Source organism: Arthrobacter alpinus (assembly GCF_900105965.1).
Classification (GTDB): Bacteria; Actinomycetota; Actinomycetes; order Actinomycetales; family Micrococcaceae; genus Specibacter; species Specibacter alpinus.
On sequence record NZ_FNTV01000001.1, the window covers coordinates 3375050 to 3399471 of the forward strand.

10 protein-coding genes and 6 rRNA genes are annotated in these 24422 nt (G+C 56.2%); 5 read left to right on the forward strand and 11 right to left on the reverse strand.

Annotated features, from left to right (window positions below):
- The first annotated feature begins 78 nt into the window (after nt 1-78).
- Nucleotides 79-1008: a DMT family transporter gene (locus tag BLV41_RS15445; protein WP_211481636.1), complete on the forward strand. Its 930-nt coding sequence runs from the start codon at nt 79-81 to the stop codon at nt 1006-1008.
- On the opposite strand, the gene dnaB is transcribed toward BLV41_RS15445, so the two are convergent.
- Nucleotides 1005-2384 carry a replicative DNA helicase gene (dnaB, locus tag BLV41_RS15450; RefSeq protein ID WP_044574795.1) on the reverse strand — a complete coding sequence of 460 codons (1380 nt, stop codon included), beginning with the start codon at nt 2382-2384 and terminating at the stop codon, nt 1005-1007. The genes BLV41_RS15445 and dnaB overlap by 4 nt on opposite strands.
- 528 nt (nt 2385-2912) lie before the next feature.
- Here dnaB and BLV41_RS15455 point away from each other — a divergent pair.
- Nucleotides 2913-3359 carry a DUF1801 domain-containing protein gene (locus BLV41_RS15455; protein ID WP_074712383.1) on the forward strand — a complete coding sequence of 149 codons (447 nt, stop codon included), beginning with the start codon at nt 2913-2915 and terminating at the stop codon, nt 3357-3359.
- 73 nt (nt 3360-3432) lie between these two features.
- Here the strand turns inward: BLV41_RS15455 and rplI are convergent, their stop codons facing one another.
- The 4 genes from rplI to rpsF all read right to left on the reverse strand — a co-directional run bounded on the left by rplI (nt 3433) and on the right by rpsF (nt 5205).
- Nucleotides 3433-3882 (reverse strand): 50S ribosomal protein L9, encoded by a 450-nt coding sequence (gene rplI, locus BLV41_RS15460; RefSeq protein WP_044574800.1) that lies wholly within the window; start codon nt 3880-3882, stop codon nt 3433-3435.
- 15 nt (nt 3883-3897) lie between these two features.
- On the reverse strand, nt 3898-4137 hold the full coding sequence (gene rpsR, locus BLV41_RS15465; protein WP_003800144.1) for a 30S ribosomal protein S18: 240 nt from the start codon (nt 4135-4137) through the stop codon (nt 3898-3900).
- A gap of 91 nt (nt 4138-4228) precedes the next feature.
- Nucleotides 4229-4837: a single-stranded DNA-binding protein gene (locus BLV41_RS15470; RefSeq protein ID WP_044574803.1), complete on the reverse strand. Its 609-nt coding sequence runs from the start codon at nt 4835-4837 to the stop codon at nt 4229-4231.
- A gap of 62 nt (nt 4838-4899) precedes the next feature.
- Nucleotides 4900-5205 (reverse strand): 30S ribosomal protein S6, encoded by a 306-nt coding sequence (gene rpsF / locus BLV41_RS15475; protein ID WP_044574807.1) that lies wholly within the window; start codon nt 5203-5205, stop codon nt 4900-4902.
- Nucleotides 5206-5529: 324 nt separating this feature from the next.
- Between rpsF and BLV41_RS15480 the strand changes: the two genes are divergently transcribed.
- Genes BLV41_RS15480 through BLV41_RS15490 form a run of 3 tightly spaced genes read left to right on the forward strand, consistent with a single transcriptional unit; the run spans nt 5530 to nt 11029 of the window.
- Nucleotides 5530-6987 (forward strand): DUF3375 domain-containing protein, encoded by a 1458-nt coding sequence (locus BLV41_RS15480; RefSeq protein ID WP_074712384.1) that lies wholly within the window; start codon nt 5530-5532, stop codon nt 6985-6987.
- A complete protein-coding gene (locus tag BLV41_RS15485) occupies nt 6984-7736 on the forward strand; it encodes a DUF4194 domain-containing protein (protein ID WP_083360820.1) in 753 nt (250 codons plus the stop codon). Before BLV41_RS15480 ends, BLV41_RS15485 begins: the two co-directional genes overlap by 4 nt.
- Nucleotides 7733-11029, forward strand: coding sequence for an ATP-binding protein (locus BLV41_RS15490; protein ID WP_074712385.1), 3297 nt, complete (start codon nt 7733-7735; stop codon nt 11027-11029). The genes BLV41_RS15485 and BLV41_RS15490 overlap by 4 nt, the downstream gene beginning before the upstream one ends.
- A 301-nt stretch (nt 11030-11330) precedes the next feature.
- Here BLV41_RS15490 and rrf (BLV41_RS15495) read toward each other — a convergent pair.
- The 6 genes from rrf (BLV41_RS15495) to BLV41_RS15520 form a co-directional block, all read right to left on the reverse strand.
- Nucleotides 11331-11447 (reverse strand): 5S ribosomal RNA (gene rrf, locus BLV41_RS15495).
- Between the two features lie 238 nt (nt 11448-11685).
- A 23S ribosomal RNA gene (locus BLV41_RS15500) occupies nt 11686-14856 on the reverse strand.
- 542 nt (nt 14857-15398) lie between these two features.
- Nucleotides 15399-16936 (reverse strand): 16S ribosomal RNA (locus BLV41_RS15505).
- Nucleotides 16937-18606: 1670 nt separating this feature from the next.
- A 5S ribosomal RNA gene (gene rrf / locus BLV41_RS15510) occupies nt 18607-18723 on the reverse strand.
- Between the two features lie 238 nt (nt 18724-18961).
- A 23S ribosomal RNA gene (locus tag BLV41_RS15515) occupies nt 18962-22132 on the reverse strand.
- A gap of 541 nt (nt 22133-22673) precedes the next feature.
- A 16S ribosomal RNA gene (locus BLV41_RS15520) occupies nt 22674-24211 on the reverse strand.
- The 16S, 23S and 5S rRNA genes sit together here, the layout of an rRNA operon.
- Nucleotides 24212-24422: the final 211 nt, after the last annotated feature.

A 24422-nucleotide genomic window follows, 5' to 3' on the forward strand; every position in this document is an offset into this window, starting at 1 on the left:
GTATTAGCCGCCAAATTGCTTCTGGATAATGTGTATTTCTGCGCCCAGTATGAGTAGGTGAAGAGAACCTGGGATCGCTTGAGCGTTGATATTGCCCTGCTGGCCGTGGCCTGTGTATGGGGTAGCAGCTACCTGGTTGCCAAGGAGCTCACGGCTGTAACGAGCGTCCCGTCCATCCTTGGCTGGCGCTTTCTTGTCGCATCGATTGGCCTGGGCATCCTCTGGTTGTGGCGGGTACGGCGTTTTCCCGGCCGCGCCGAGGCCTGGACAGGCGCGATTCTGGGGCTAACCCAATCCGCTGTCCTGTTCTTGGAAACCTTTGGTGTGGCACAAACCCAAGCAAGCAATGCCGGCCTGGTGATCAGCCTGACAGTCATCTTCACGCCCCTGCTTGACGCCGCAGCAACACGAAGGTTGCTGCCGCCGTCGTTTTTCGTGGCGGCAGTGGTGTCGGTGGTGGGCGTTTCGCTTTTGGTCACGGGTGACGGTTTCCGTAGTCCCAATGTGGGTGATCTGCTCATGCTCGGGGCCGCAGCGGTCCGCGCGGTCCATGTGACATTGTTGGGCGCATTAACGGCCAATAGGCCCTATAGCTCGATCACGGTGACCCTGATCCAGTCCCTCGTCTGTGCGCTGCTGGCCATCCTGATCAACCCGATGGAAATGGTTGCCTCGGCGGCGGAATTTTCTCCCGCCGCCTGGCTCAACATCGTGTACCTGGGCCTGGCCTGCAGCGTCTTCGCGTTCCTGGTTCAGTTGTGGGCTGTTCGGCGCACATCTGCGTCGCGAGCCAGCCTGCTCATGGGCACCGAACCTGTGTGGGCCGTGGCTGTCGGCGTCTGGCTAGCTGGCGAAACGTTGGGCTGGATAGGGGCCCTGGGTGCGGTTTTGATCGTTGCCGGCTGCTATGCAGGGCAAAAAATCGAATCCAGTTTCAGGTTTGCAGGCGGCCTTACAGCGGGCGGGCAGAGGCAAGCGTCACAGCCAGCACCGGAACTGACAGGTTAGTAGCCGCCGCCATTCTCACTGGCCATGTTGGCAAACCGTGAATAGTGGCCCTGGAAACCAACCACGATTGTCTTGGTTGGACCGTTACGGTGCTTGGCGACAATGACATCGGCCTCGCCGGCACGGGCTGATTCCTTGTCGTAGATATCTTCACGGTGCAGCAGGATGACCATGTCCGCATCCTGCTCAATGGAACCGGATTCACGAAGATCCGAAACCATGGGCTTCTTATCGGTTCGCTGTTCCGAACCTCGGTTCAGCTGGGACAGGGCCACAACAGGGACCTGCAACTCCTTGGCCAACAGCTTCAGGGCACGCGAGAATTCGGAGACTTCCTGCTGACGCGATTCAACGCGCTTGCCCGAGGACATCAGCTGAAGGTAATCCAGAATGACCAATTTCAGGTCGTGCTGCTGCTTCAAACGCCGGCATTTGGCACGAATTTCCATGAGTGACATGTTCGGAGAATCGTCAATGAAGAGCGGAGCCTCGTTCATTCGGCCCATGGTCGTGGCAATCTTGGACCACTGATCATCCTTGACAGTTCCCTTTCGCAGATCCTGCAGGCTGATGGTTGCCTCAGCCGAGAGGAGGCGCATGGCAATTTCGTTCCGGCCCATTTCCAAGGAAAACACCACTGTGGCCATGTTGTGGTCGATGGCTGCCGATCGCGCCCAGTCAAGGGCGAACGTACTCTTTCCAACGGCAGGCCTGGCCGCGATGACGATCATCTGGCCCGGATGGAGGCCATTGGTGAGTTCATCAAATTCGTAGAAGCCCGTGGGTACGCCCGTCATGCCTTCGGTCTTGTGCCCCGACGCCTCAATTTCATCCACAGTGGATTCCATGACGTCCTTCAGAAGCACATAGTCCTCTGTGTTTCTGCGTTCGGCTACGGCAAAGATTTCCGCCTGTGCGGCGTTGACAACCTCCTCGACCTCACCGTCTTGGGCATAACCCATCTGGACGATCTTGGTTCCGGCGGTGACGAGGCGGCGCAATACGGCGCGTTCGCCCACAATTTCCGCGTAGAAGCCGGCATTGGCAGCCGTAGGAACCGACTGGATCAACTGGTGCAGATACGCCGCGCCACCGGTTTTGGTGATCTCACCGCGCTTGGTCAGCTCATCGGCAACCGTCACGGCGTCGGCGGGCTCACCTCGGCCATAGAGGTCCAGAATGGCCTCATAGATGCTCTCGTGTGAGGGCCGGTAAAAGTCGTTTCCGCGCAGAACTTCCACGACGTCCGCAATGGCGTCCTTGGAGAGCATCATGCCACCCAAGACGCTTTGTTCTGCTACAAGATCCTGTGGCGGCGTTCTTGCGAAATCGGGTTCGCGACTGGAATTGCCTGATTCCCTGGCTGGAGCCGACATGTTTGGTGCCCTCTTTCTGCCCTGCTGGCCGGGCCATTCATCGCTTGTGGCGATGCAATTCTTGTTACTACTACTCCTTACCAGCTGATACCGACAAAGTTGTCGCGCAGGAGAGCTCATTTGTAACGTTAGACGCTTAGCTGGCATCCACCAACCCCGTTATCCACGGCCCCTGTGGATAACCGGTGCATTAACCCCTCTAGCTTGTGCACAGGATGGGGACAAGCATGTGGATAAACATATTTCTTGGCCACAAAACTACCCCTGACCTGCGGAAACGCTATCCACCCCCTGTGGAGAAGTAGAATTTTGTCACCGCGCCGCCTGTGGAAGGTGACGCTTGACGCATCTTCTAAACAGGAGTACGCACCCGAATATCCACAGATATATGTCTCGCTGTGGATATCCCCGAGCAATTATTGTTATCGCTCTCACTGGCCTGTATGCACGTCATAGTATGTACCTGCCTGATGCTGGAGGGGTCTTCGCAGCCAACGCTAAACTTCTTAGAACGAATGGAGGGCCACCATGAGCTCAGAGTACAAGACAGCACCAACCCAGGTAGACCCATGGGAATTCATCAACACCGTGGACACCTCGGCTATCCGGCGCCAGGACGCCCGCGTACTGACGGAGTTGATGGAGGAGGTCACAGGGCAGCCGCCACGTATGTGGGGGCCCACCATCATTGGCTTCGGTGAATACCACTACAAGTACGCTTCCGGACGCGAAGGTGACGCGGCCGCCGTCGGATTTTCACCAAGAAAAGCCAGCCTGGTGATTTATGGGTTGCAGTATCCGCCCAAGGCTCCGCCATTGCTGGAAAAATTGGGGAAGTTCAAATCGAGCGTGGCATGCCTGTACATCAACAAATTGGCCGACATTGACCTGGACGTGCTCCGCGAGCTCATCGCAATGACGTATGAACACTCCACCACAACAGACATCCAATCGCTGCAATCTCAGCGGGACTAGTTTCAAGCGCAGAGAACAAAAAGCCCGGCCCCCAAAAAAGGGGCCGGGCTTTTCAAAGCGGTGAAGCTGGGTATTAGCCTGCTACAACGTTCAAGGTGATAACAGCTGAAACATCTTCGTGGAGACGAAGGGTTGCAGTGTGCTTGCCGGTGCTCTTGATGTGAGCAGGCAGTTCAACCTTGCGCTTGTCGATGGTTCCGAGACCTGCAGCGGCAACAGCCTTTGCAACGTCTTCAGCCTTGACGGTACCGAACAGACGTCCAGTTTCGCCGGCCTTGACGGTCAGAACAACCGGCTGAGCCTGCAAGGCAGCAGCCTGTGCCTGAGCAGCTTCGGTCGTAGCGTGTGCGTGAGCAGCACGTGCAGCCTTGATGGCTTCAACCTGCTTCTCACCACCCTTGGACCAGGTCAGTGCGAAGCCGCGGGGCAGAAGAAAGTTACGTGCGTAACCGTTCTTTACCTCAACGATGTCGCCAGCGGCACCGAGGCCGCTTACTTCGTGGGTCAAAATGAGCTTTGCCATGTTTATTTATCTCCCTTAACCGCGGCCAGCGCCGGAGTAGGGCAGCAAGGCAACTTCGCGGGCATTCTTGATTGCCTGAGCGATCTTGCGCTGCTCCTGAACGGTTACACCCGTGACGCGGCGCGCACGGATCTTTCCGCGATCAGAGATGAACTTGCGCAGCAATGCTACGTCCTTGTAGTCGATGACAGTGATGTCAGCGGCCTTCAGGGGGTTGGACTTTGGTTTGGGCTTACGGAGTTCAGCCTTAGCCATCGTGGAGCTCCTTAGTATTCGTGGAGCCCGTGGATATTAATCCGCGGGATGGAGTGCGTACGGCGGTTGCCGTACTAAAAATGCTTGTTTGTTAGAAGGGAGGCTCGGAGTTATCCGGGCCTGCGCCCCAGCCGCCAGTTGAGCCGCCGGGCGTTGCCCAGGGATCAGATGCCGGTGCGGATTGCTGCTGCTGTTGGCCACCATTGCCGCCGAAGTTTCCTCCGCCAGCGTTGGAGCCAAAGCCGCCTTGCGCTCCGCCAGCGTTGCCGCCGCCGAAGTTTCCGCCCTGGCCGCCATTGCCGCCACCAAAGTTGCCGCCGCCCTGGGCGCCGGAGCGCTGAGTGCGGTTAACTTTGGCGTTTGCGTAACGCAGCGAGGGGCCGATCTCATCGACCTCAAGCTCCATGACGGTGCGCTTTTCGCCTTCTTTAGTGTCGTAGGTCCGCGACTTCAGCCGGCCCGAAACAATCACGCGAGTACCCTTTGTCAGGGATTCGGCAACGTTCTCGGCCGCTTCACGCCAGATCGACGCACGGAGGAACAGCGTTTCGCCGTCCTTCCACTCGTTGCTCTGACGGTCAAAGGTCCGCGGAGTCGACGCAATGGTGAAGTTCGCTACTGCTGAACCGCTCGGTGTGAACCGAAGTTCCGGGTCACTGGTGAGATTACCAATGACCGTGATAGTGGTTTCGCCTGCCATCTGCTCCTGCTTCCTGCTTGGTGTTTTCCTACAAAGAAAAAGCTATAAAGAAATTGCCGAAATTACTCGGCAACAACCTTCTGCTCTTCCGGACGGGTGATCTTGGTGCGCAGGATGGTCTCGTTGATACCAAGCACGCGGTCAAGTTCCTGAGCGGTAGCAGGCTCAGCGGTGAAGTTCACCACTGCGTAGATACCTTCAGACTTCTTCTGGATGTCATAAGCCAGGCGACGACGGCCCCAGATGTCAACCTTTTCGATGGTTCCACCATCGTTGGTGATGACATTCAGGAACTTCTGAAGCGACGGCTCAACGGTACGCTCATCAACATCGGGGTCGATGATTACCATCAGTTCGTAAGGACGCATATGTGAACCCACCTCCTTTGGTCTAGGCGGTTACGGCATTTCCGTAACAGGAGGTTCATTTGCATTGCCCGTCTGGCCCCGCGTCCACCCAATGAGTGATCCAGGTGCCAGCACAGACTTATCAAGCTTACCGTAAGCATGACACCGATGGCTCCCCCCTGTGCGTAACTCTCGCCACACGCGGCAGCTAACTTTCAAAAGGTGCGGCGTTCGCGGTTCAGTCCGGTGCTCTACCGGTGGCTTAACAGCGAACGCCGTCTTTTCCCGGACTGCCATGCCTTAAAATGGAATGAACCCCGCCCTCTTTTGCCGAAAGGCCTTGCCATGCGCTTTACCGACAACGCCGTTGCGCAGTGGCACGCCCAGCAACAGTTGCGCCTGAGCCCAGCATGGAAGCTGCTCCAAGGCGCCCCATGGACCGTGGCCTTCCTTCGTTCAGCATTCACGGCGAGCAAGCAGCGCGTGCCGCTGGAGACATTCCACGCCGATCTGGCCGATTTCATGAAGGAACTGCGAGAGGAAAACCTGAGCCTCAATGAGGCTTGGCAGGCTTCGCACTATGCCGATTCCTGGGTGCGCAGCCAGTTTCTTTCCCGACCTATGGTGGATGGCAAGTTTTTCTACGAACCCACGGCCGGCACGGCACGGGTGTTGGCGTTCATTGACACGCTCACGGGTAACCGGACCAATCTGAACAGCTCGCGCCTCAGCACACTGCTGAACAGCATCGAGACGCTGTCTGCGCAAAGCGACCCCAATCCTGAATCCCGAATTGCCACCCTTGAGGCGGAAATTGCCGAGCGCGAAAGCGAGCTCTCCTCCCTGAGGGCCGGCGCCAGCCCTGCAGTGCTATCGGATGATTCCGCCGTTGCGGCCACGCGCAGCGTGCTGGATCTGGCGGCGGGCCTGCCGGCGGACTTCAAGCGCATGCGCGACGGCGTCGAGGTCATGTTGCACTCGATTCGCCAGGAAATCATGGAATCCTCCGTGACTAAGGGTGTTGCAGTTGGCCAGGTTTTGGCCGGGGACAAGGCTTTGCGCGGAACCGCAGAAGGTGAAACTTTCCAAGGCTTCACCGAGTTCCTCAACGACCCCGTTCAGCAGGCACGCTTTAGGCAGTCAATCAATGAGGTGCTGGAGCGTGACTTTACGGACCAGCTCAGCTCTGAGGAGCGCGGCAACTTGGCCTCACTCCTGCGTGAGATGCGCAGGCAGGCCGGCGAGGTTCACGCGATTTATGGGCGCCTGTCTGAAAGTTTGCACGCCTACGTTCAATCGGCCGAATTCAAAGAGTCGGTCCTGCTGCGCAAGGCGATTCATGCAGCCGAACAGGCCGTGGCGTCGGCCGCGTTGGGTTCGCGCACCGGCGTTGTTGAACCGCTTTTGTACAGCCCTGAATTTGAAACCCTGGCCGGGTTGGGCATCTTCAATCCGGAGGATCATGTGCCACCACCCAAGCTCGCCGCACCACCGGCGTTGAGCGGCGCTGATATCCACCGCACACCTGTCACCCCGGCACCGGACATGCCAAGGCTGCATGCCGCCGTCGAGCATGCCCGTCAAATCCGCAATGGATCCGCCACCCTGCATGAGGTTTATGCATCATTGCCAAGCGAACTTCAGCACATCAACACCATTCGCGGACTGATTCTTGCTGCCCGCAGCTCCGATAACAGCGTCGACCCGGAGCAAAGTGAAACACTGACCTTCACCCAGATCGACGGCAGCACCCGCACAGCGCGTGTCCCGTTGTTCACCTTCACTAAGGACTCCGCATCATGAGCACCAGTTCCCAGTCAACCCCTCAACTGCGCGGCGCCGGCGCGTCAGCGCGTGCGGGAAATACAGGCAGCACCGAGCGGATCCTGTTCGACGGCGACACCGGTTCCTTCCCGTTGGAACTGCGCCAGGGGCTTGTGCGGCTGTTGCGTGGACCTTACGTTGACGGCGCGGCAGAGCCCGCACTCTGGAACACCATTCTGACCCACTCCGTGTCACTGCAGCAGTACTTCAGTGAGATCTTTTTGCTGCTGACGGTGGATTCCGAACGCAAGATCGCCCTGCTGGCCCCGGCCGGGATCGATGCCGTTCACACGCAGCCTATCGTGGCCCGAAAGCCCCTGCGGCGTGAGGAAACCCTGCTTGCCCTGCGCCTGCGGGTCCTGCTCGATCGGCACGCCGGATCTGGCACCGATGTGGGCATTTCGCGCGCCGCCGCCCGTGAGATTCTGGCCGAACACCGCCAGCCTGGCACGGTTGATGACAAGCGACTCGACGAACAGACAGACGCGGCACTGGCCAGGCTGCTCAATCTCAAACTGATCCTGCCCACGGAACTCGAGCATGAATACCGGGTCAGCAATGCGCTTGCCCTGGCGCTGCCCTTTGACTCGATCGACCAAATTCCCGCCTACCTGGCCGCATTGGAGAAAACTGCCGGAAGCGATCTCTTTGAAGCCACCGCTGACGGCAGCCAAGACGAGAACGACGCAGAAGAGACCATCAACGCAGCGCAGGAGATCCGCCAGTGAGCATTGCAACCACCCTGCCAATTGGCGAAGACGTCAATCCGGGGCAATACCGTCTAAGTCAGATCCAGATCATTAACTGGGGTACGTTCCACGGCCGGCACAGCATGTACGTGGACCGTGCAGGAACGCTGCTCACGGGTCACCCCGGTGTGGGAAAGTCCACGCTCTTTGACGGCATTCAGCACATCTTCTATGCGGCTCCGCGTTTGAATGAGTCGGCCCACGAGGCCTCGAATCGCAAGGACCGCCGCACCACCTTCAGCTACATGCGGGGGCGCAAGATCAAGACGGGCGACGGCGTTGTGTACCAGCGCCCCAGCGCAACCTGGTCGGCAACTGCCCTGGTCTTCGAGGACGGGCTGGGCAGGCACGTCACTATTGCAGCGCTCTTCGACCTTCCCGCCAACGGGCTCGAAGGGCAGGTGGGAAAGCACTATGTCATCCACGACAAGCCGCTGGACACCGAGGCGCTGGAAAGCCACGGCAGCCGGCGCTTTTCGCCGTCGTCCCTTCACGCTGCATTGCCGGGGGCTGAGGCATTCGATGTTCACAAGACTTTTGCGGAACGGTTCCGGCGCAAACTGGGCATCCACAATGACAAGGCCTTTAGCCTGCTGCGCACACTTCAAAACGGCAAGGGCCTGGACAAGGGCGTCAACCGATTCTTCCGCTATGAGGTGCTGGACAAGCCTGCCACGGTGACCGCAGCTGCGGCGGCAGTGGAGGACTTCAACCACCTCAGTGGGATCTACCGCCAGCTCGAGGACGCCCGGGAACAGCGTGACACCTTGGCTCCGGTGCCCGAACTGCACGAGAAATTGCGGGAACTAACACAAAGCCAATCTCGCACAGTTGAGCTAAAAAACGTTCAGCTACCCCTCCTCCGCAAGCAATTCCAAGGCGAATTGTTGGCGGCGAAGGCTGTTGCGCTAGGCGAGGCCAGGGATCAAAAGCTCACACAAATAGCGTCCGCCACGCAGGCCAAGGATGCCTTGGCGGAATCCGCTGCGTCGCTGGCCGAGCAGCACGCCAACCACGGCGGGCGGGCCATCGAGGGCCTGGAGAAGGACATTCGGACCGTCAAGCGTGAACTGGCCGAGCGCCAGCGCTTAGAGGCTGAAACCCGGGACGATCTCGTTGGTGCCGGACTCGAGTATGACTGGACTGCGCAGGGCCTTGCCGATGCGCGTGCGGCGGCGGCCTCCGGCGTCGAGCGTCAACAGGAAGAGACCGAATCGGCCCGGACTCGCGAATACCAAGCCGTTGCCGCGAGCGTGAACGTCAAGGCGCAGGAGAAAGCGCTCCGGGCCGAGATCGAGTCCTATCAGCGCCGGGGTTCCAACATTGATCCGCGCAGCGCGGCAGCCCGTCGAGCCATCAGCGCAGCAACCGGGCTGGCCACCGAGGACATGCCGTTCGCCGGTGAGCTTGTGGATATTGGAAGTAGGCACGGCGCATGGCGTCCCGCAGCCGAAAAGGTCCTGCGCTCTCTCGCCACAACGTTGCTCATCCGCAGTGATGATCTTGCGGCCGTCACCGCCGCCATTGACGGCCTGGAAGGCCTCGGCAAGCTGCGTTGGATCAACCTCGGCGTTCCGGCGCGCCCGGCCAAGGCCGGGAAGGGCCACCTTGTCAACAAGCTTGATTTCCATGATTCCGACGCCGGTGGCTGGCTGCGCGAGAAGATCACCGGAGATTTTGCCTACACCTGCGTTGAGAGCGACGCTGCTCTCCACGATCATGGAAAGGCACTCTCACTTGCGGGCACGGTCAAACTGAGCTCGGCAGTCTTTGAACGCGATACACGCACCATCAATCCGGCCGACTACCTGCTCGGATTCAACAACGTGGCCAAGATTGCGCAGCTGGAAGAACAGGCCCAGGCGCTAGCGGCAAAGCATGCCGAATCAGAGTCCTTGGCTACCCAAAGCAGTCTGGCCAAGGACCAATCCGCGCGGAGGTTGACGGCGCTGAAGCGAATTGCCGCTGACACCCGAATCTTCGAGAACTTGGATTCAGCGGCACTGTCCGCACAACTGTCCACACTTGCGGCCACGCTGGAACAAACCATTGCCGGCAGCGCCACCTTGGCACAGCTCAGGGATTCCTTGGCCCAAGCGAACGCGGACCTTGAAGCCGCAGTGGGCCGTGTTGCCGTGCTGCACCACGATCACTCCAGCATCGAGAAGGATCTGGCTCAAGTCCAGACCGTCCTGGCGGGCAACGAGAATGCGGTTCCCGCGGAGGACTGGGCCTTGGAAGCCTTTGGGCCCTACCTGATAGACGCCGGCGAACCCACCACCCTTGACGAGCTGGAAGTCCTGTTGGGCCACGTTGCCGTGGATCTTGGTGAGCGCATTGCCACAATCAAGGAACGCCAATTTCGCGCGGAAGGCGCCCTGAGCGAGATATTCAAGGCTTTCGCTCGTCAGTTTGGTCCCACCATGAGTGCAAGTCACGGAACAGGCGCGGACGCTGCAGAGCACTATGAGGAGCTGTTCTCGCGCATCGTTTCCGACGGCTTGCCGCAGCGTCAGGAGGAGTTCAAGGAGTACTTCAACAACCGCTCCTACGAACGCTTCTCGGACCTACTCCAACTCCTGGAAGAGGAACGCCGTTCCATTGAGGAACGCATCCTGCCGCTCAATCAAATCCTGGCCGATGTGCCGTTTGAAAAGGGCAGCCGGCTTCGCTTGGAGGTGCGGACCACCATTCCAGAGGAGGCTCGGGCTTTCCGTCTGGAACTGAAGGAAGCCCTTGGAAACGCCTACGCCAAGGCCTCCGAGGAAAGTATGGCCGCCAGCTATCAACAGCTGGAAGGTCTCGTCAACGCCCTGCAGGACCCTGCCCTGGCACATTGGGCCGATACCGTGCTGGACGTGCGCCAGCATGTCACCATCAGCTGCAATGAGCATCGCCCCAATGGCGAAGTGGAGATTGGGCTGGAACCGGGCACACTCTCCGGTGGTGAGGGCCAGCGTTTCACCTCGTTCATTATGGGCGCCGCACTTGCCTACCAGCTAGGCATTGACGTGCAGGGTTACAGCACCTACGGAACTGTCATGATTGACGAGGCGTTTATTCAAGCCAACTCCGAATATGCCGGCGCTGGAATCAACGCACTCCAGGAGTTCGGATTCCAGCTACTCCTGGCAGCTCCGGAGGACAAGGTGGATCTCTCCCGCCACCTCGGCTCTGTCACGGACATTATCAAGCACCCGCAGGCGAACGTCTCCGGCTTTGTTTCCACGGGCCAGTCCCCGGCAACGGCCACGGACATTATTCTGGGGTAGTACCACCATGGCCCCTGGGCAGCCGCTACCCGGCTGCTGGGGTGGCCATGGTGTGGTGTGGTGCGGGAAGGCTGCACCGTCCTGCCCTGTCCCAGCAGCGGTGCCCTGCGCGGTGCTGGTGATGGGGTGCCGTGCTGCTGCGCCGTGCTGGTGGTGGGGTGGCGGGATGTAGGTCTTTAAGCATGTGTGGCCACCTGGTGGGGTGGCCGTTGGGTGGTGGTGGGTTTGGTGTTTTGTTTGTTAAGTGAGGGAGGCCCCGCACCATTGCTGGTGTGGGGCCTCGACCTTCTTTTTACGTGTTGTCCGGCGGTGTCCTACTCTCCCACATCCTCACGAATGCAGTACCATCGGCGCTGTGGGTCTTAGCTTCCGGGTTCGGAATGGGACCGGGCGTTTCCCCCACGCTATGACCACCGTAACTCGTTCCCCTGAACCGTCAGCTGTTGCTGGGGTTGGGTGGCTTGTTGGGTGTTCTTGTTATGGAACAACAGTATTTTATTGTACAGGGTCCTGGTGATGGTCCTTCACCACTGATGTGGTGGGGGTTCTCACAGGGGTACCCTGTTTTTTTGGTTTCAACGAACAAACGCCTGGGTTTGTTGGTTGGGAACCACATAGTGAACGCGAGCAATCTTTGTGTATAAAGATGTGTGTGTTGTGTAAGTTATCGGCCTATTAGTACCGGTCAGCTTCACGAGTCTTTAGTCCTCGCTTCCACATCCGGCCTATCAACCCAGTGGTCTAGCTGGGGGCCTCTCACACTTACGTGTATGGAAATCTCATCTTGAAGCGGGCTTCCCGCTTAGATGCTTTCAGCGGTTATCCCATCCGAACGTAGCTAATCAGCGATGCACTTGGCAGTACAACTGACACACCAGAGGTTCGTCCGTCCCGGTCCTCTCGTACTAAGGACAGCCCTTCTCAAATTTCCTGCGCGCGCAGCGGATAGGGACCGAACTGTCTCACGACGTTCTAAACCCAGCTCGCGTACCGCTTTAATGGGCGAACAGCCCAACCCTTGGGACCTACTCCAGCCCCAGGATGCGACGAGCCGACATCGAGGTGCCAAACCATGCCGTCGATATGGACTCTTGGGCAAGATCAGCCTGTTATCCCCGAGGTACCTTTTATCCGTTGAGCGACGGCCATTCCACAATGTGCCGCCGGATCACTAGTCCCGACTTTCGTCCCTGCTTGAGGTGTCCCTCTCACAGTCAAGCTCCCTTGTGCACTTACACTCGATACCTGATTGCCAACCAGGCTGAGGGAACCTTTGGGCGCCTCCGTTACTTTTTAGGAGGCAACCGCCCCAGTTAAACTACCCATCAGGCACTGTCCCTGACCCGGATTACGGGCCGAAGTTAGATGTCCAAAGTGACCAGAGTGGTATTTCAACGATGACTCCATCACAACTAGCGTCGTGACTTCACAGTCTCCCACCTATCCTACACAAGCCACTCCGAACACCAATACCAAACTATAGTAAAGGTCTCGGGGTCTTTCCGTCCTGCTGCGCGTAACGAGCATCTTTACTCGTACTGCAATTTCGCCGAGTTTATGGTTGAGACAGCGGGGAAGTCGTTACTCCATTCGTGCAGGTCGGAACTTACCCGACAAGGAATTTCGCTACCTTAGGATGGTTATAGTTACCACCGCCGTTTACTGGGGCTTAAATTCTCAGCTTCGCTCAACAAGTTGAGCTAACCGGTCCTCTTAACCTTCCAGCACCGGGCAGGAGTCAGTCCGTATACATCGTCTTGCGACTTCGCACGGACCTGTGTTTTTAGTAAACAGTCGCTTCCCCCTGGTCTCTGCGGCCCACACCCGCTCATGAAGAGTAAATCTTCTTCACGGGGCAGGCCCCCCTTCTCCCGAAGTTACGGGGGCATTTTGCCGAGTTCCTTAACCATAATTCTCTCGATCGCCTTAGTATTCTCTACCTGATCACCTGTGTCGGTTTGGGGTACGGGCAGTTTGAACCTCACGTCGATGCTTTTCTAGGCAGCATAGGATCACCGAATTCCCCCCTACGGGGGTCCCATCAGATCTCAGAATCGTCATTGAAGACAACACGACGGATTTGCCTATCGTGTTTCCTACGTCCTTAGACCGGGACAACCATCGCCCGGCTCGGCTACCTTCCTGCGTCACACCTGTTAATACGTTTACCTCCCTAAGTCAGGTCCCACGCTCCCCACACAATCCTGGCCCGAAGGCACGCAATTAGTGGTTTGGGTGGTTAGTATCCTTAGTTCAATATGGGCGGTTCTTCACCGGTACGGGAATATCAACCCGTTGTCCATCGACTACGCCTGTCGGCCTCGCCTTAGGTCCCGACTTACCCAGGGCAGATTAGCTTGACCCTGGAACCCTTGATCATTCGGCGGACGGGTTTCTCACCCGTCTTTCGCTACTCATGCCTGCATTCTCACTCGTGTAGGCTCCACCGCTAGTTCACACTGCGACTTCAATGCCTACACGACGCTCCCCTACCACTCCAAACCCCTGAACCACAGGACGAACCTAATGGCTAGGGCAATGTTTGAAATCCACAACTTCGGCGGTGTACTTGAGCCCCGCTACATTGTCGGCGCGGAATCACTTGACCAGTGAGCTATTACGCACTCTTTTAAGGATGGCTGCTTCTAAGCCAACCTCCTGGTTGTCTAAGCAATCCCACATCCTTTCCCACTTAGCACACGCTTAGGGGCCTTAGTTGGTGGTCTGGGCTGTTTCCCTCTCGACTATGAAGCTTATCCCCCACAGTCTCACTGCTACGCTCTGACTTACCGGCATTCGGAGTTTGGCTGACGTCAGTAACCTTGTAGGGCCCATTAGCCATCCAGTAGCTCTACCTCCGGTAAGAAACACGCAACGCTGCACCTAAATGCATTTCGGGGAGAACCAGCTATCACGAAGTTTGATTGGCCTTTCACCCCTACCCACAGCTCATCCCCTCCATTTTCAACTGAAGTGGGTTCGGTCCTCCACGCGCTCTTACACGCGCTTCAACCTGGCCATGGGTAGATCACTTCGCTTCGGGTCTAGATCACGCCACTACACTCGCCCTATTCAGACTCGCTTTCGCTACGGCTTCCCCACACGGGTTAACCTCGCGACGTAACACTAACTCGCAGGCTCATTCTTCAAAAGGCACGCCATCACAAGAACAACTACACCAAGGTGCACGCTTGCTCTGACGGATTGTAAGCACACGGTTTCAGGTACTATTTCACTCCCCTCCCGGGGTACTTTTCACCTTTCCCTCACGGTACTTGTCCGCTATCGGTCATTAGGTAGTATTTAGGCTTATCAGGTGGTCCTGACAGATTCACACGGGATTTCTCGGGCCCCGTGCTACTTGGGATACTCACCTAAGGGAGTGCACTGCATTTCAGTTACGGGACTCTCACCCTCTACGGTCGGCCATTCAAAACCGTTCACCTATACATGCACCATTCCCCTCAACGAACCGGCAGATCCGTCACGGTAAGTCCCACAACCCCGCACCATGCAACGCCCGCCGGCTATCACACATGACACGGTTTAGCCTGTTCCGCGTTCGCTCGCCACTACTAACGGAATCACTTTTGTTTTCTCTTCCTGTGGGTACTGAGATGTTTCACTTCCCCACGTTCCCTCCACACATCCTATATATTCAGATGCGGGTCACCACCTGGTCTTGCAACCGGTGGCGGGGTTCCCCCATTCGGACACCCTCGGATCAAAGTTTGGTTATCAACTCCCCGAGGCTTATCGCAGATTCCTACGTCCTTCTTCGGCTCCTAATGCCAAGGCATTCACCGTGTGCCCTTAAAAACTTGACAACACACAAGTTGTCACTCTTACTTATCGAGAGAACCATGAAAACCGCTACCACCACACCCAAAAGGTGTACCAGCATCAGATCCAGGTTCTAATTATCTCAAAGAAATTGCTTCTTTATAAAGATGCTCGCGTTCACTATGTAGTTCTCAAACAACAACCCCACCACACACATCCCCACCCAACAACACGCAAAAGTGTTTCATCGGTGGATCCGTTGTGTGCGGGAAACCAGAAACACACCAACCCCTTCAACCACACACCCCACAGGGGTGCGGATCGAAACAGTTGTTGTTTCAGGACCCAACAGTGTGCCAAACACATAACAACCAGAAAACCCTCAACCCGAAAGGTTCGTTCCTCACACCCCCAAAAGAGGTGTTGTACTTGAACCAGGCTAAGCGTGACCGATCATCGGCTATTTTATTGATATTCCACCCTTGAGCAACTCACCCAGAAACATACGTTCTGGCAATGAGTCTTTACTCCTCACACCACCAACACAACCCATGCGGGCCATCTCGTGGCGTTTGGTGCTCCTTAGAAAGGAGGTGATCCAGCCGCACCTTCCGGTACGGCTACCTTGTTACGACTTAGTCCCAATCGCCAGTCCCACCTTCGACAGCTCCCTCCCCACAAGGGGGTTAGGCCACCGGCTTCGGGTGTTACCAACTTTCGTGACTTGACGGGCGGTGTGTACAAGGCCCGGGAACGTATTCACCGCAGCGTTGCTGATCTGCGATTACTAGCGACTCCGACTTCATGGGGTCGAGTTGCAGACCCCAATCCGAACTGAGACCGGCTTTTTGGGATTAGCTCCACCTCACAGTATCGCAACCCATTGTACCGGCCATTGTAGCATGCGTGAAGCCCAAGACATAAGGGGCATGATGATTTGACGTCGTCCTCACCTTCCTCCGAGTTGACCCCGGCAGTCTCCTATGAGTCCCCACCATTACGTGCTGGCAACATAGAACGAGGGTTGCGCTCGTTGCGGGACTTAACCCAACATCTCACGACACGAGCTGACGACAACCATGCACCACCTGTAAACCGACCGCAAGCGGGGCACTTGTTTCCAAGCGTTTCCAGTTCATGTCAAGCCTTGGTAAGGTTCTTCGCGTTGCATCGAATTAATCCGCATGCTCCGCCGCTTGTGCGGGCCCCCGTCAATTCCTTTGAGTTTTAGCCTTGCGGCCGTACTCCCCAGGCGGGGCACTTAATGCGTTAGCTACGGCGCGGAAAACGTGGAATGTCCCCCACACCTAGTGCCCAACGTTTACGGCATGGACTACCAGGGTATCTAATCCTGTTCGCTCCCCATGCTTTCGCTCCTCAGCGTCAGTTAATGCCCAGAGACCTGCCTTCGCCATCGGTGTTCCTCCTGATATCTGCGCATTTCACCGCTACACCAGGAATTCCAGTCTCCCCTACATCACTCTAGTCTGCCCGTACCCACCGCAGATCCGGAGTTGAGCCCCGGACTTTCACGGCAGACGCGACAAACCGCCTACGAGCTCTTTACGCCCAATAATTCCGGATAACGCTTGCGCCCTACGTATTACCGCGGCTGCTGGCACGTAGTTAGCCGGCGCTTCTTCTGCAAGTACCCTCAACCAGACAACGTCTGGCCTTGTTCCCTACTGAAAGAGGTTTACAACCCGAAGGCCGTCATCCCTCACGCGGCGTCGCTGCATCAGGCTTTCGCCCATTGTGCAATATTCCCCACTGCTGCCTCCCGTAGGAGTCTGGGCCGTGTCTCAGTCCCAGTGTGGCCGGTCACCCTCTCAGGCCGGCTACCCGTCGTCGCCTTGGTGAGCCATTACCTCACCAACAAGCTGATAGGCCGCGAGTCCATCCAAAACCAATAAATCTTTCAACCAATCCCCATGCGAGGAAAAGTCAATATCCAGTATTAGACCTCGTTTCCAAGGCTTATCCCAGAGTTAAGGGCAGGTTACTCACGTGTTACTCACCCGTTCGCCACTAATCCCCAGTGCAAGCACCGGTTCATCGTTCGACTTGCATGTGTTAAGCACGCCGCCAGCGTTCATCCTGAGCCAGGATCAAACTCTCCGTTAATAACTAAACAGACACACACATTCACACCGGAAAAAGGTAATGAACACATGCACTAAATTCGAAACCAGCTAAACGATCAGCCATCACCACAGGGGCGGCAACAACCAATCAAATAACCAATTCAATATAAATAAATTGGTATCAATAAAACTTGGCACACTATTGAGTTCTCAAACAACAACCACACCCAGCCACACACCAACAACAACCCGTAAACAACAGGTAAATCCTTGACGATCAGCACCAGGGCAACTTTGCAAGCTTACCGAACCAGCTTTCAAAAAGCAAATCCATAAACCCGCCGGCATTCACCCCATAAAGAGTAAAACAACCACCCAAGACATGAAAAACAACCGGAATAAACCGGCCGAAACAAACTCAGGATTTTCACACCCGCACCAAGCGGGGCAACTCAGAAAACAATACACACCTTTTCTCCACATATCCAATTGGTAGCCTGTGACCCCGAACACCTACTAAAGAATGCTGGCAACCACGGGATCAGTCGCTGTTTTTCGCCCCTGAACGGCAAGTATTTCGGCCTCCTGCTCGGAGCCAGTAGTGGACTGATCATGGCGACCGCATGGATACCCAGGCCAGCAACCTAGTATTTCCTGCGACCGGGCTATTGGACGTCAATGCCATCAACATATGGATTCGCCCCAACCTGCCATCAGAGGTCTACCTGGCTCCGGGGCATCTCCCAGGCCAAGCCAGACGAACATGAGGCACGGTCATGCTACCCGAGGCCGGTGTGGCCGTCACTGAAAGTTGGACATGGATACGTTTCCTGACCGGGATGCCCCGCATGGGAAGCAAATAGGTGCGCTAAAGGCTTCAGCCGCTTGGATTTGGTTGCCTTCTGGATTTGAGCATCCGCAGAGTCTCGGAAATTGGGATGGTTGCCATCTACGTTTTGGACTTGAACAGGATCCCGCATCTCAAACGAGCCTACGGTTTTCGCGGTCGGTGCTGCCGCCGCACGTTTCCGTGTGCCCGAATGCCGCCTCATCCCAATGACTGCATCCGCCGACGGACGCCGTCAAGACATTGCCAAAAGTAAACGGCCATTAGGAGGACCCAACCAGGGTCCGACAGCCGCACGCAGAAAGATGCCCGGTTCGTCAGATCCGAGGTTGTCACCGCCGCCGTGAGGATCGAGGTGCTGCGGCGAAAGGAGAGTTGGCATTTCCACGAGCTGGCGTGTGAACGGCAGCAATTCCTCGAGTCCAACCCTGGCGCCGGATCCTATGCCCAAGATCCCTGACCGCCACCATCCCGGCACCGCTCGTGGAGCCGGCATGATCACACGGCCTCCCCCTCTGACCAGGCCGGGCGCCCCCAGGGCTGTCGGGGAGATCCACGAGCGGGCTGACGCGGGGGGTGCACGAGCGGGTTAAACAGCGGTGCCCTACGCGGTGCTGGTGTTGGGGTGCAGTGCTGCTGCGCGCTGCTGGTGTTGGGGTGCCGTGCCGGTGGTGGGGTGTGGGTGTCTATTAGACAAGTGTGGCCACCTGGTGGGGTGGCCGTTGCGTGGTGGGTATGTCTTAGTGGTGGCGGGTGGTGCTGGCCGTTGCGTTGGGTGGTGGTGGGTTTGGTGTTTTGTTTGTTAAGTGAGGGAGGCCCCGCACCATTGCTGGTGTGGGGCCTCGACCTTCTTTTTACGTGTTGTCCGGCGGTGTCCTACTCTCCCACATCCTCACGAATGCAGTACCATCGGCGCTGTGGGTCTTAGCTTCCGGGTTCGGAATGGGACCGGGCGTTTCCCCCACGCTATGACCACCGTAACTCGTTCCCCTGAACCGTCAGCTGTTGCTGGGGTTGGGTGGCTTGTTGGGTGTTCTTGTTATGGAACAACAGTATTTTATTGTACAGGGTCCTGGTGATGGTCCTTCACCACTGATGTGGTGGGGGTTCTCACAGGGGTACCCTGTTTTTTTGGTTTCAACGAACAAACGCCTGGGTTTGTTGGTTGGGAACCACATAGTGAACGCGAGCAATCTTTGTGTATAAAGATGTGTGTGTTGTGTAAGTTATCGGCCTATTAGTACCGGTCAGCTTCACGAGTCTTTAGTCCTCGCTTCCACATCCGGCCTATCAACCCAGTGGTCTAGCTGGGGGCCTCTCACACTTACGTGTATGGAAATCTCATCTTGAAGCGGGCTTCCCGCTTAGATGCTTTCAGCGGTTATCCCATCCGAACGTAGCTAATCAGCGATGCACTTGGCAGTACAACTGACACACCAGAGGTTCGTCCGTCCCGGTCCTCTCGTACTAAGGACAGCCCTTCTCAAATTTCCTGCGCGCGCAGCGGATAGGGACCGAACTGTCTCACGACGTTCTAAACCCAGCTCGCGTACCGCTTTAATGGGCGAACAGCCCAACCCTTGGGACCTACTCCAGCCCCAGGATGCGACGAGCCGACATCGAGGTGCCAAACCATGCCGTCGATATGGACTCTTGGGCAAGATCAGCCTGTTATCCCCGAGGTACCTTTTATCCGTTGAGCGACGGCCATTCCACAATGTGCCGCCGGATCACTAGTCCCGACTTTCGTCCCTGCTTGAGGTGTCCCTCTCACAGTCAAGCTCCCTTGTGCACTTACACTCGATACCTGATTGCCAACCAGGCTGAGGGAACCTTTGGGCGCCTCCGTTACTTTTTAGGAGGCAACCGCCCCAGTTAAACTACCCATCAGGCACTGTCCCTGACCCGGATTACGGGCCGAAGTTAGATGTCCAAAGTGACCAGAGTGGTATTTCAACGATGACTCCATCACAACTAGCGTCGTGACTTCACAGTCTCCCACCTATCCTACACAAGCCACTCCGAACACCAATACCAAACTATAGTAAAGGTCTCGGGGTCTTTCCGTCCTGCTGCGCGTAACGAGCATCTTTACTCGTACTGCAATTTCGCCGAGTTTATGGTTGAGACAGCGGGGAAGTCGTTACTCCATTCGTGCAGGTCGGAACTTACCCGACAAGGAATTTCGCTACCTTAGGATGGTTATAGTTACCACCGCCGTTTACTGGGGCTTAAATTCTCAGCTTCGCTCAACAAGTTGAGCTAACCGGTCCTCTTAACCTTCCAGCACCGGGCAGGAGTCAGTCCGTATACATCGTCTTGCGACTTCGCACGGACCTGTGTTTTTAGTAAACAGTCGCTTCCCCCTGGTCTCTGCGGCCCACACCCGCTCATGAAGAGTAAATCTTCTTCACGGGGCAGGCCCCCCTTCTCCCGAAGTTACGGGGGCATTTTGCCGAGTTCCTTAACCATAATTCTCTCGATCGCCTTAGTATTCTCTACCTGATCACCTGTGTCGGTTTGGGGTACGGGCAGTTTGAACCTCACGTCGATGCTTTTCTAGGCAGCATAGGATCACCGAATTCCCCCCTACGGGGGTCCCATCAGATCTCAGAATCGTCATTGAAGACAACACGACGGATTTGCCTATCGTGTTTCCTACGTCCTTAGACCGGGACAACCATCGCCCGGCTCGGCTACCTTCCTGCGTCACACCTGTTAATACGTTTACCTCCCTAAGTCAGGTCCCACGCTCCCCACACAATCCTGGCCCGAAGGCACGCAATTAGTGGTTTGGGTGGTTAGTATCCTTAGTTCAATATGGGCGGTTCTTCACCGGTACGGGAATATCAACCCGTTGTCCATCGACTACGCCTGTCGGCCTCGCCTTAGGTCCCGACTTACCCAGGGCAGATTAGCTTGACCCTGGAACCCTTGATCATTCGGCGGACGGGTTTCTCACCCGTCTTTCGCTACTCATGCCTGCATTCTCACTCGTGTAGGCTCCACCGCTAGTTCACACTGCGACTTCAATGCCTACACGACGCTCCCCTACCACTCCAAACCCCTGAACCACAGGACGAACCTAATGGCTAGGGCAATGTTTGAAATCCACAACTTCGGCGGTGTACTTGAGCCCCGCTACATTGTCGGCGCGGAATCACTTGACCAGTGAGCTATTACGCACTCTTTTAAGGATGGCTGCTTCTAAGCCAACCTCCTGGTTGTCTAAGCAATCCCACATCCTTTCCCACTTAGCACACGCTTAGGGGCCTTAGTTGGTGGTCTGGGCTGTTTCCCTCTCGACTATGAAGCTTATCCCCCACAGTCTCACTGCTACGCTCTGACTTACCGGCATTCGGAGTTTGGCTGACGTCAGTAACCTTGTAGGGCCCATTAGCCATCCAGTAGCTCTACCTCCGGTAAGAAACACGCAACGCTGCACCTAAATGCATTTCGGGGAGAACCAGCTATCACGAAGTTTGATTGGCCTTTCACCCCTACCCACAGCTCATCCCCTCCATTTTCAACTGAAGTGGGTTCGGTCCTCCACGCGCTCTTACACGCGCTTCAACCTGGCCATGGGTAGATCACTTCGCTTCGGGTCTAGATCACGCCACTACACTCGCCCTATTCAGACTCGCTTTCGCTACGGCTTCCCCACACGGGTTAACCTCGCGACGTAACACTAACTCGCAGGCTCATTCTTCAAAAGGCACGCCATCACAAGAACAACTACACCAAGGTGCACGCTTGCTCTGACGGATTGTAAGCACACGGTTTCAGGTACTATTTCACTCCCCTCCCGGGGTACTTTTCACCTTTCCCTCACGGTACTTGTCCGCTATCGGTCATTAGGTAGTATTTAGGCTTATCAGGTGGTCCTGACAGATTCACACGGGATTTCTCGGGCCCCGTGCTACTTGGGATACTCACCTAAGGGAGTGCACTGCATTTCAGTTACGGGACTCTCACCCTCTACGGTCGGCCATTCAAAACCGTTCACCTATACATGCACCATTCCCCTCAACGAACCGGCAGATCCGTCACGGTAAGTCCCACAACCCCGCACCATGCAACGCCCGCCGGCTATCACACATGACACGGTTTAGCCTGTTCCGCGTTCGCTCGCCACTACTAACGGAATCACTTTTGTTTTCTCTTCCTGTGGGTACTGAGATGTTTCACTTCCCCACGTTCCCTCCACACATCCTATATATTCAGATGCGGGTCACCACCTGGTCTTGCAACCGGTGGCGGGGTTCCCCCATTCGGACACCCTCGGATCAAAGTTTGGTTATCAACTCCCCGAGGCTTATCGCAGATTCCTACGTCCTTCTTCGGCTCCTAATGCCAAGGCATTCACCGTGTGCCCTTAAAAACTTGACAACACACAAGTTGTCACTCTTACTTATCGAGAGAACCATGAAAACCGCTACCACCACACCCAAAAGGTGTACCAGCATCAGATCCAGGTTCTAATTATCTCAAAGAAATTGCTTCTTTATAAAGATGCTCGCGTTCACTATGTAGTTCTCAAACAACAACCCCACCACACACATCCCCACCCAACAACACGCAAAAGTGTTTCATCGGTGGATCCGTTGTGTGCGGGAAACCAGAAACACACCAACCCCTTCAACCACACACCCCACAGGGGTGCGGATCGAAACAGTTGTTGTTTCAGGACCCAACAGTGTGCCAAACACATAACAACCAGAAAACCCTCAACCCGAAAGGTTCGTTCCTCACACCCCAAAAGAGGTGTTGTACTTGAACCAGGCTAAGCGTGACCGATCATCGGCTATTTTATTGATATTCCACCCTTGAGCAACTCACCCAGAAACATACGTTCTGGCAATGAGTCTTTACTCCTCACACCACCAACACAACCCATGCGGGCCATCTCGTGGCGTTTGGTGCTCCTTAGAAAGGAGGTGATCCAGCCGCACCTTCCGGTACGGCTACCTTGTTACGACTTAGTCCCAATCGCCAGTCCCACCTTCGACAGCTCCCTCCCCACAAGGGGGTTAGGCCACCGGCTTCGGGTGTTACCAACTTTCGTGACTTGACGGGCGGTGTGTACAAGGCCCGGGAACGTATTCACCGCAGCGTTGCTGATCTGCGATTACTAGCGACTCCGACTTCATGGGGTCGAGTTGCAGACCCCAATCCGAACTGAGACCGGCTTTTTGGGATTAGCTCCACCTCACAGTATCGCAACCCATTGTACCGGCCATTGTAGCATGCGTGAAGCCCAAGACATAAGGGGCATGATGATTTGACGTCGTCCTCACCTTCCTCCGAGTTGACCCCGGCAGTCTCCTATGAGTCCCCACCATTACGTGCTGGCAACATAGAACGAGGGTTGCGCTCGTTGCGGGACTTAACCCAACATCTCACGACACGAGCTGACGACAACCATGCACCACCTGTAAACCGACCGCAAGCGGGGCACTTGTTTCCAAGCGTTTCCAGTTCATGTCAAGCCTTGGTAAGGTTCTTCGCGTTGCATCGAATTAATCCGCATGCTCCGCCGCTTGTGCGGGCCCCCGTCAATTCCTTTGAGTTTTAGCCTTGCGGCCGTACTCCCCAGGCGGGGCACTTAATGCGTTAGCTACGGCGCGGAAAACGTGGAATGTCCCCCACACCTAGTGCCCAACGTTTACGGCATGGACTACCAGGGTATCTAATCCTGTTCGCTCCCCATGCTTTCGCTCCTCAGCGTCAGTTAATGCCCAGAGACCTGCCTTCGCCATCGGTGTTCCTCCTGATATCTGCGCATTTCACCGCTACACCAGGAATTCCAGTCTCCCCTACATCACTCTAGTCTGCCCGTACCCACCGCAGATCCGGAGTTGAGCCCCGGACTTTCACGGCAGACGCGACAAACCGCCTACGAGCTCTTTACGCCCAATAATTCCGGATAACGCTTGCGCCCTACGTATTACCGCGGCTGCTGGCACGTAGTTAGCCGGCGCTTCTTCTGCAAGTACCCTCAACCAGACAACGTCTGGCCTTGTTCCCTACTGAAAGAGGTTTACAACCCGAAGGCCGTCATCCCTCACGCGGCGTCGCTGCATCAGGCTTTCGCCCATTGTGCAATATTCCCCACTGCTGCCTCCCGTAGGAGTCTGGGCCGTGTCTCAGTCCCAGTGTGGCCGGTCACCCTCTCAGGCCGGCTACCCGTCGTCGCCTTGGTGAGCCATTACCTCACCAACAAGCTGATAGGCCGCGAGTCCATCCAAAACCAATAAATCTTTCAACCAATCCCCATGCGAGGAAAAGTCAATATCCAGTATTAGACCTCGTTTCCAAGGCTTATCCCAGAGTTAAGGGCAGGTTACTCACGTGTTACTCACCCGTTCGCCACTAATCCCCAGTGCAAGCACCGGTTCATCGTTCGACTTGCATGTGTTAAGCACGCCGCCAGCGTTCATCCTGAGCCAGGATCAAACTCTCCGTTAATAACTAAACAGACACACACATTCACACCGGAAAAAGGTAATGAACACATGCACTAAATTCGAAACCAGCTAAACGATCAGCCATCACCACAGGGGCGGCAACAACCAATCAAATAACCAATTCAATATAAATAAATTGGTATCAATAAAACTTGGCACACTATTGAGTTCTCAAACAACAACCACACCCAGCCACACACCAACAACAACCC

What these genes read in the sequence shown, in the direction of transcription:
- rplI (WP_044574800.1), bottom strand. Translation starts at nt 3,882, where the DNA reads ATGGCAAAGCTCATTTTGACCCACGAAGTAAGCGGCCTCGGTGCCGCT.
- dnaB (WP_044574795.1), bottom strand. Translation starts at nt 2,384, where the DNA reads ATGTCGGCTCCAGCCAGGGAATCAGGCAATTCCAGTCGCGAACCCGAT.
- BLV41_RS15455 (WP_074712383.1), top strand. Translation starts at nt 2,913, where the DNA reads ATGAGCTCAGAGTACAAGACAGCACCAACCCAGGTAGACCCATGGGAA.
- BLV41_RS15480 (WP_074712384.1), top strand. Translation starts at nt 5,530, where the DNA reads ATGCGCTTTACCGACAACGCCGTTGCGCAGTGGCACGCCCAGCAACAG.
- rpsF (WP_044574807.1), bottom strand. Translation starts at nt 5,205, where the DNA reads ATGCGTCCTTACGAACTGATGGTAATCATCGACCCCGATGTTGATGAG.
- BLV41_RS15485 (WP_083360820.1), top strand. Translation starts at nt 6,984, where the DNA reads ATGAGCACCAGTTCCCAGTCAACCCCTCAACTGCGCGGCGCCGGCGCG.
- rpsR (WP_003800144.1), bottom strand. Translation starts at nt 4,137, where the DNA reads ATGGCTAAGGCTGAACTCCGTAAGCCCAAACCAAAGTCCAACCCCCTG.
- BLV41_RS15470 (WP_044574803.1), bottom strand. Translation starts at nt 4,837, where the DNA reads ATGGCAGGCGAAACCACTATCACGGTCATTGGTAATCTCACCAGTGAC.